Raw genomic sequence first — 6197 nt, 5'->3', positions numbered from 1 at the left:
AAACGCGCGAACGCAGCGCCGTGGTGCCTGCGCTGTTCTTCGTGCTGGGCCTGTCGACGGTCTTTCTGGTCATGGGCTTTGCAGCGTCTGCCTTCGGGCGGGCCTTCCTGCAGTATCAGGACATCCTGGCCCGCGTGGCGGGGGTCATGGTCGTGGTGATGGGCCTGCACTTTCTGCACGTCATCCGCATTCCCATTCTGGACCACGAGGCGCGTCTGCAATCGGGCCAGCAGGGCGGCGGGGCGATGGGCGCTTATGTGCTGGGCCTGGCCTTCGCCTTTGGCTGGACGCCCTGCATCGGCCCGCAACTGGGCATGATCCTGTCGCTGGCCGCCACCGGGGGCGAGTTGTCGCGCGGCACCGCGCTGCTGGCCGTCTATGCGCTTGGGCTGGGGATCCCGTTCCTGCTGGCCGCCATCTTCATCAACCGCGCCATCGGCCTGATGAACCGCGTCAAGCCGTATCTTAAGACGATCGAACGCGTCATGGGCGCGCTGCTGGTCGTGGTGGGCGTGATGCTGCTGACCGGCGCCTTCTCGGCCTTCAGCTTCTGGCTGCTGGAGACGTTCCCCGCCCTGGCTACGCTCGGCTGACCGCCGGCGAAGCCGGCCCAAGGCCGGGCGGCAGCGCGCCGGAGGCCGCTTGCGGGCTCCGGCACCCCGGTCCAGCGATCACGTTCCGGCGCGCGCCGGTCCGGGTTCAATCTGTGGTAGCGCGCCTGCGACAATCGCGCTATCCTTGGCCGCAGATCCGGGAAAACCGGACAGGACAGAGGCAGTGACGGCGGTATTCCCATGACCGAGATGGTCTTCGGCACGACGCCCGTTCGGGCGGGCGACCCGATTCTTCCACGCTGGTGGCGAACCCTGGACAAATGGTCGTTGACCTGCGTCCTGGGCCTGTTCGCCATCGGGCTTCTGCTGGGGCTGGCCGCGTCCGTGCCCCTTGCGGAAAAGAACAACCTGCCGCGCTTCTACTATGTTCAGCGCCAGATGGTGTTCGGGGCGATGGGCCTGTTCGTGATGCTGGTCATCTCGATGCTGACCCCGCGCCAGATCCGGCGCATCGGCGTGTTGGGCTTTGCCGTGTCCTTCCTGCTGATCCTGGCCCTGCCGTTCATCGGCACCGATTTCGGCAAGGGCGCGACGCGCTGGCTGTCCCTGGGCTTTGTCTCGTTGCAGCCGTCGGAGTTCCTCAAGCCGGGCTTCGTGGCGCTATGTGCGTGGTTCATGGCCTCGGCACAGGAACCGGGTGGCCCTCCGGGGCGGATCTATTCCTTCGGCGCGGCCATGGCGATCGTCATCCTGCTGGCGTTGCAGCCGGATTTCGGCCAGGCCTCGCTGGTGCTGTTTTCCTGGCTGGTGATGTATTTCGTCGCCGGATCGCCGGTCATCCTGATCGTGGCCGTCGCGGGCCTGGCCGGGATGGGCGGTCTGTTCGCCTATAACGCGTCGGAACACTTTGCCCGCCGGATCAACAGCTTCCTGTCGTCCGAGGTCGATGCCAACACCCAGATCTACTTTGCCACCAATGCCATCCAGGAGGGCCGCTTCTTCGGCGTCGGCGTGGGCGAGGGGACGGTGAAATGGTCGCTGCCCGACGCGCATACCGACTTCATCATCGCCGTCGCGGCCGAGGAATACGGCTTCATCATGGTCCTGGCGATCATCATTCTGTACATGACCATCGTCATGCGCTCTCTGCTGCGGCTGGTGCGGGAACGCGATCCGTTCGCGCGCATCGCGGGGACGGGCCTGGCCTGCGCCTTTGGGGTCCAGGCGCTGATCAACATGGGCGTCGCGGTGCGCCTGCTGCCCGCCAAGGGCATGACGCTGCCGTTCGTCAGCTATGGCGGCTCGTCCGTGATCGCGTCGGGCATCGCCGTCGGCATGCTGCTGGCGCTGACCCGCACCCGTCCACAGGGCGAGTTCGCCGAAATCCTGCGCCGGGCCCGCTGATGACCGCCCCCCTAGCGCTGATCGCCGCCGGAGGCACCGGCGGCCACATGTTTCCCGCCCAGGCCCTTGCGGAACTGCTGCTGGCCCGAGGCTGGCGGGTCAAGCTGTCCACCGACGACCGCGGCGCACGCTATGCCGGCGGCTTCCCCGAGGCGGTCGAACGTCAGGTCGTGCGGTCTGCCACCACGGCGCGCGGCGGTCTGTCGGGCAAGCTGGCGGCACCGTTCAAGATCGCGGCAGGGGTTCTGGCCGCCCGTCGGGCGTTCCGGCGCGACCGCCCGTCCGTCGTGATTGGCTTTGGCGGCTATCCGACCATTCCGGCTTTGTCGGCGGCGCATCTGATGGGCCTGCCGCGGATGATCCACGAACAGAACGGCGTCATGGGCCGCGTGAACCGGTTGTTCGCCGCGCGCGTGCATCGCGTAGCGTGCGGCACCTGGCCCACCATCCTGCCGCAGGGGATCACCGGCCAGCATGTCGGCAACCCGGTGCGCGGCGCGGTCCTGGACCACGCCGCCAGCCCCTACGTGGCACCGGGCGAGGGTGTGCTGAACGTGCTGGTCATCGGCGGCAGCCAAGGTGCGCGCGTCCTGTCGCAGGTCGTGCCCGCCGCCATCGCCGCACTGCCCGCGGATCTGCGCGCGCGGCTGCAGGTCAGCCACCAAGCCCGCCCCGAGGATGCCGACCACGTCACCGTCGCCTATGCCGCAGCCGGCATCGCGGCTGAGGTTCAGCCCTTTTTCGCCGACGTCCCGGACCGCATCGCCGCCGCCCACCTGGTGGTCAGCCGGTCGGGCGCATCGTCGCTGGCCGACATCACCGTGATCGGTCGCCCGGCGATCCTGATCCCCTTTGCCGCCGCCACCGGCGATCACCAGACCGCCAATGCGCAGGCGCTGGCCGATGCGGGGGCGGCGCATGTCCATCCCGAATCCGTGCTTGACGCGGACAGCCTCACGCGCGACATCCGCGCGATCCTGACGGACCCCGCCCAGGCCACGGCCATGGCGCAGGCGGCCCTGACCCTGGCGCGCCCCGACGCGGCGCGCCGCCTATACGACCTCGTCGAGGAGATCACGCGATGAACGCAGCGACAAAACTGCCCGGAGAGCTGGGCCCCATCCATTTCGTGGGCATCGGCGGCATCGGCATGTCGGGCATCGCCGAGGTGCTGCTGACATTGGGATATCGCGTCCAGGGCAGCGATTCCAAGAAATCCAAGATCACCGACCGGCTGGAGACCCTGGGCGCCACCGTCTTCGAGGGCCAGCGCGCCGAGAACGTGACGGGCGCGGGCGTCATCGTCATCTCGACCGCGATCAAGAAGGGCAACCCCGAGCTGGAGGAGGCCCGCCTGCGCGGCCTGCCCATCGTCCGCCGCGCCGAGATGCTGGCCGAGCTGATGCGCCTGAAATCGAACATCGCCATCGCGGGCACGCATGGCAAGACGACGACCACGACGATGGTCGCGACCCTGCTGGACGCGGGCGGCTGGACCCGACGGTCATCAATGGCGGCGTCATCCACGCCTATGGCTCGAACGCGCGGGCCGGTGCCGGCGAGTGGATGGTGGTCGAGGCCGACGAATCCGACGGCAGCTTCAACCGCCTGCCTGCCGATATCGCCATCGTCACCAATATCGACCCCGAACACATGGAACATTGGGGCAGCTTCGACGCGCTGCGCCAGGCCTTCACCAATTTCGCTTCGTCGATCCCGTTTTACGGACTGGCCGTCTGCTGCACCGACCACCCCGAGGTTCAGGCCCTGGTGGGCCGCCTGACCGACCGCCGCGTGGTCACCTTCGGCTTCAACGCGCAGGCCGATGTGCGGGCGATGAACCTGACCTATGACAAGGGCATCGCGCATTTCGACATTGCCCTGCAGGGCGAGACGACCGACGGCAGCGTCCCCATGATCGAGGGCTGCACCCTGCCCATGCCGGGCGATCACAACGTCTCGAACTGCCTGGCCGCCGTCGCGGTGGCGCGTCACCTGGGCATCAAGAAATCCGAGATCCGCGAGGCGCTGGCCAAATTCGGCGGCGTCGGCCGCCGCTTTACCCGCGTGGGTGAAATCAACGGCGTGACCATCATCGACGATTACGGCCACCACCCGGTGGAGATCGCCGCCGTCCTCAAGGCCGCGCGCCAGGCCAGCACCGGCCGCGTGATCGCCGTCCATCAGCCGCACCGCTATTCGCGCCTGTCGAACCTGTTCGAGGATTTCTGCACCTGCTTCAACGAGGCCGACGTGGTGGCCATCGCCGATGTCTATTCCGCCGGAGAGGAACCCATTCCCGGCGCGTCCCGCGATGATCTGGTTGCAGGGCTCATCGCCCACGGCCACCGCCACGCCCGCGCCATCCTGTCCGAGGATGACCTGGAACGGCTGGTCCGCGAACAGGCGCGTCCCGGCGACATGGTCGTCTGTCTGGGCGCGGGCACCATCTCGACCTGGGCCAACGCGCTGCCGGCGCGATTGCAAGGCCAGGCCGCGTGACGGCGACGCCCGACCTTGCGATCTTGCCGCTGCTGGCGCTGGCGGTGGCGGCGGTCTGGCTGACGCTGGCCTGCCTGACGCCGCGCCTGCAACGCCGCTGGCAGCGGCGCGCAGCTGGGCGCTGGTGCTGGCCGGGGTGCCGGTGCTGGGCTGGCTGACGCTGGAATGGGGTCCGGGCCTGGGCGTTCTGGGCTTTGGCCTGGGCCTGCTGTTGCTGCTGGGCCGCCCGACCGCGCGACGCCGGACGGCGGCGATGAACGCGCCCGAAGGACAGCGATGAACCCTTGGATCATCGCGGGGCTGTGCCTGTCGGGTGCGGGCGTCATCGCATGGGGCAGCGCGCGGCTGCAGTTGCGCTGGCCGCTTCTGGTGCTGTCGGCGCTGCTGGCGGCGATCGCGCTGCAGCTGTTCTTCGCTGCGCAGGGGCAGGGGGGCTTTCACGACCTGGCCGCCGTCGTCGCACAAAGCTTTACCGTCCTGCCCGCGCTGCTGGGCATGGTCACCGGCCTTATCCTGGCGCGGATCCGCGGCCACCGACTGGCGTGGCGCAGCCCTCAGGTGCTGCTGGCGTTGGCGTCCATGCTGACCGCGGGGCTGGCCGCGGCGGCGACGCTGGTTCTCTAGGCCCGCGGTTGACGGGGGGGGCGCGGCTGGCTACGACCCAAGGTCATGAGCATCGACCTTCCCACCCCCCGCGGCAGCCTGATCCCCGACAGAACCCTTGACGGCCTGACCTGGCTGCGCGTCGGCGGCCCTGCCGACTGGCTGTTCCAACCCGCGGACGACGACGACCTGGCCGATTTCCTGTCCGCGCTGGACCCCGCGGTGCCGGTCTTTCCGATGGGCGTCGGCAGCAACCTGATCGTGCGCGACGGCGGCATCCGCGGCGTCGTCATTCGCCTTGGCCGCGCCTTCAACGGCGTCGAGATCGACGGCGACACCGTCGTCGCGGGCGCGCCGCGCTGGACGCGCAGGTCGCCCGCCGCGCGGCGGAATCGGGGCTGGACCTGACCTTTCTGCGCACCATTCCGGGCAGCATCGGCGGGGCCGTGCGCATGAACGCAGGCTGCTATGGCAGCTATATGGCGGATCACCTGATCGATGCACAGGCCGTCACGCGCCAGGGCGTGCGCGTCACGCTGACGCCCGCCGATCTGCGCTTCGGCTATCGCGAGACGCATCTGCCCGCCGATTGGGTGATCACCAGCGCGCGGCTGCGCGCGGCGCCGGGCGATCCGGACCGCCTGCACGCAAAGATGGCCGACCAGCTGGCGCGCCGCGACGAAAGCCAGCCCACCCGCGAACGCAGCGCAGGATCGACCTTCCGCAACCCGGCGGGGTTCAGTTCGACGGGCCAGGCGGATGATGTGCACGATCTGAAGGCATGGTCGCTGATCGACCGGGCGGGCCTGCGCGGGCACAGCTGGGGCGGGGCGCAGATGTCGGAAAAGCACCCGAATTTCCTGCTGAACACCGGCGGTGCCACCGCCGCCGAGCTGGAGGCCTTGGGCGAATTGGTCCGCCGCCGCGTTCTGGAGGAAAGCGGCCACGACCTGCAATGGGAGGTCATCCGCGTCGGTGACCCCGGTCCCGACGCCGACTGAGCGGGTTCGCGCAACATTCTGCGCGCACAGCCGAAATTCAGCTTTTGCGGTTCGCCCTTTGCTTGTATCCTGACCCGATATGACGTCCCCGACCAAGGGGGCGCGGACGGATCAAGCCCGGATCAACCGGGCA

At 68.8% G+C, this 6197-nt stretch carries 6 protein-coding genes and 2 pseudogenes; all 8 read left to right on the top strand.

Translation table 11 applies throughout. From position 1 onward, the window contains the following. Window positions 1-593: cytochrome c biogenesis CcdA family protein (locus tag TY51_RS14335; RefSeq protein WP_042250597.1), on the top strand; the 593-nt coding region annotated here is incomplete at its 5' end. Window positions 594-794: 201 nt separating this feature from the next. Next, window positions 795-1958: a putative lipid II flippase FtsW gene (gene ftsW, locus TY51_RS14330; RefSeq protein ID WP_042250596.1), complete on the top strand. Its 1164-nt coding sequence runs from the start codon at window positions 795-797 to the stop codon at window positions 1956-1958. Then, window positions 1958-3043, top strand: coding sequence for a glycosyltransferase (locus TY51_RS14325; protein WP_042250595.1), 1086 nt, complete (start codon window positions 1958-1960; stop codon window positions 3041-3043). Before ftsW ends, TY51_RS14325 begins: the two co-directional genes overlap by 1 nt. Continuing rightward, window positions 3040-4460, top strand: a pseudogene (gene murC, locus TY51_RS14320) (UDP-N-acetylmuramate--L-alanine ligase). Before TY51_RS14325 ends, murC begins: the two are co-directional and overlap by 4 nt. Continuing rightward, window positions 4457-4618, top strand: coding sequence for a hypothetical protein (locus tag TY51_RS23555; protein ID WP_231559071.1), 162 nt, complete (start codon window positions 4457-4459; stop codon window positions 4616-4618). The pseudogene murC and the gene TY51_RS23555 overlap by 4 nt, the downstream one beginning before the upstream one ends. After that, the gene (locus tag TY51_RS23550) at window positions 4603-4740 is read left to right on the top strand and encodes a hypothetical protein (RefSeq protein WP_231559070.1); all 138 of its coding nucleotides are present in this window, start codon (window positions 4603-4605) and stop codon (window positions 4738-4740) included. Before TY51_RS23555 ends, TY51_RS23550 begins: the two co-directional genes overlap by 16 nt. Continuing rightward, window positions 4737-5084 (top strand): hypothetical protein, encoded by a 348-nt coding sequence (locus TY51_RS14315; protein WP_042250592.1) that lies wholly within the window; start codon window positions 4737-4739, stop codon window positions 5082-5084. The genes TY51_RS23550 and TY51_RS14315 overlap by 4 nt, the downstream gene beginning before the upstream one ends. A gap of 45 nt (window positions 5085-5129) precedes the next feature. Beyond that, a pseudogene (gene murB, locus TY51_RS14310) lies at window positions 5130-6064 on the top strand (UDP-N-acetylmuramate dehydrogenase). The last annotated feature ends 133 nt before the right edge of the window (window positions 6065-6197 follow it).

It is taken from the genome of Paracoccus sp. PAMC 22219 (assembly GCF_000787695.1).
Classification (GTDB): Bacteria; Pseudomonadota; Alphaproteobacteria; order Rhodobacterales; family Rhodobacteraceae; genus Paracoccus.
Note: the sequence above shows the minus strand (reverse complement) of the source record. Positions and strands in the feature narration are given on the sequence as shown.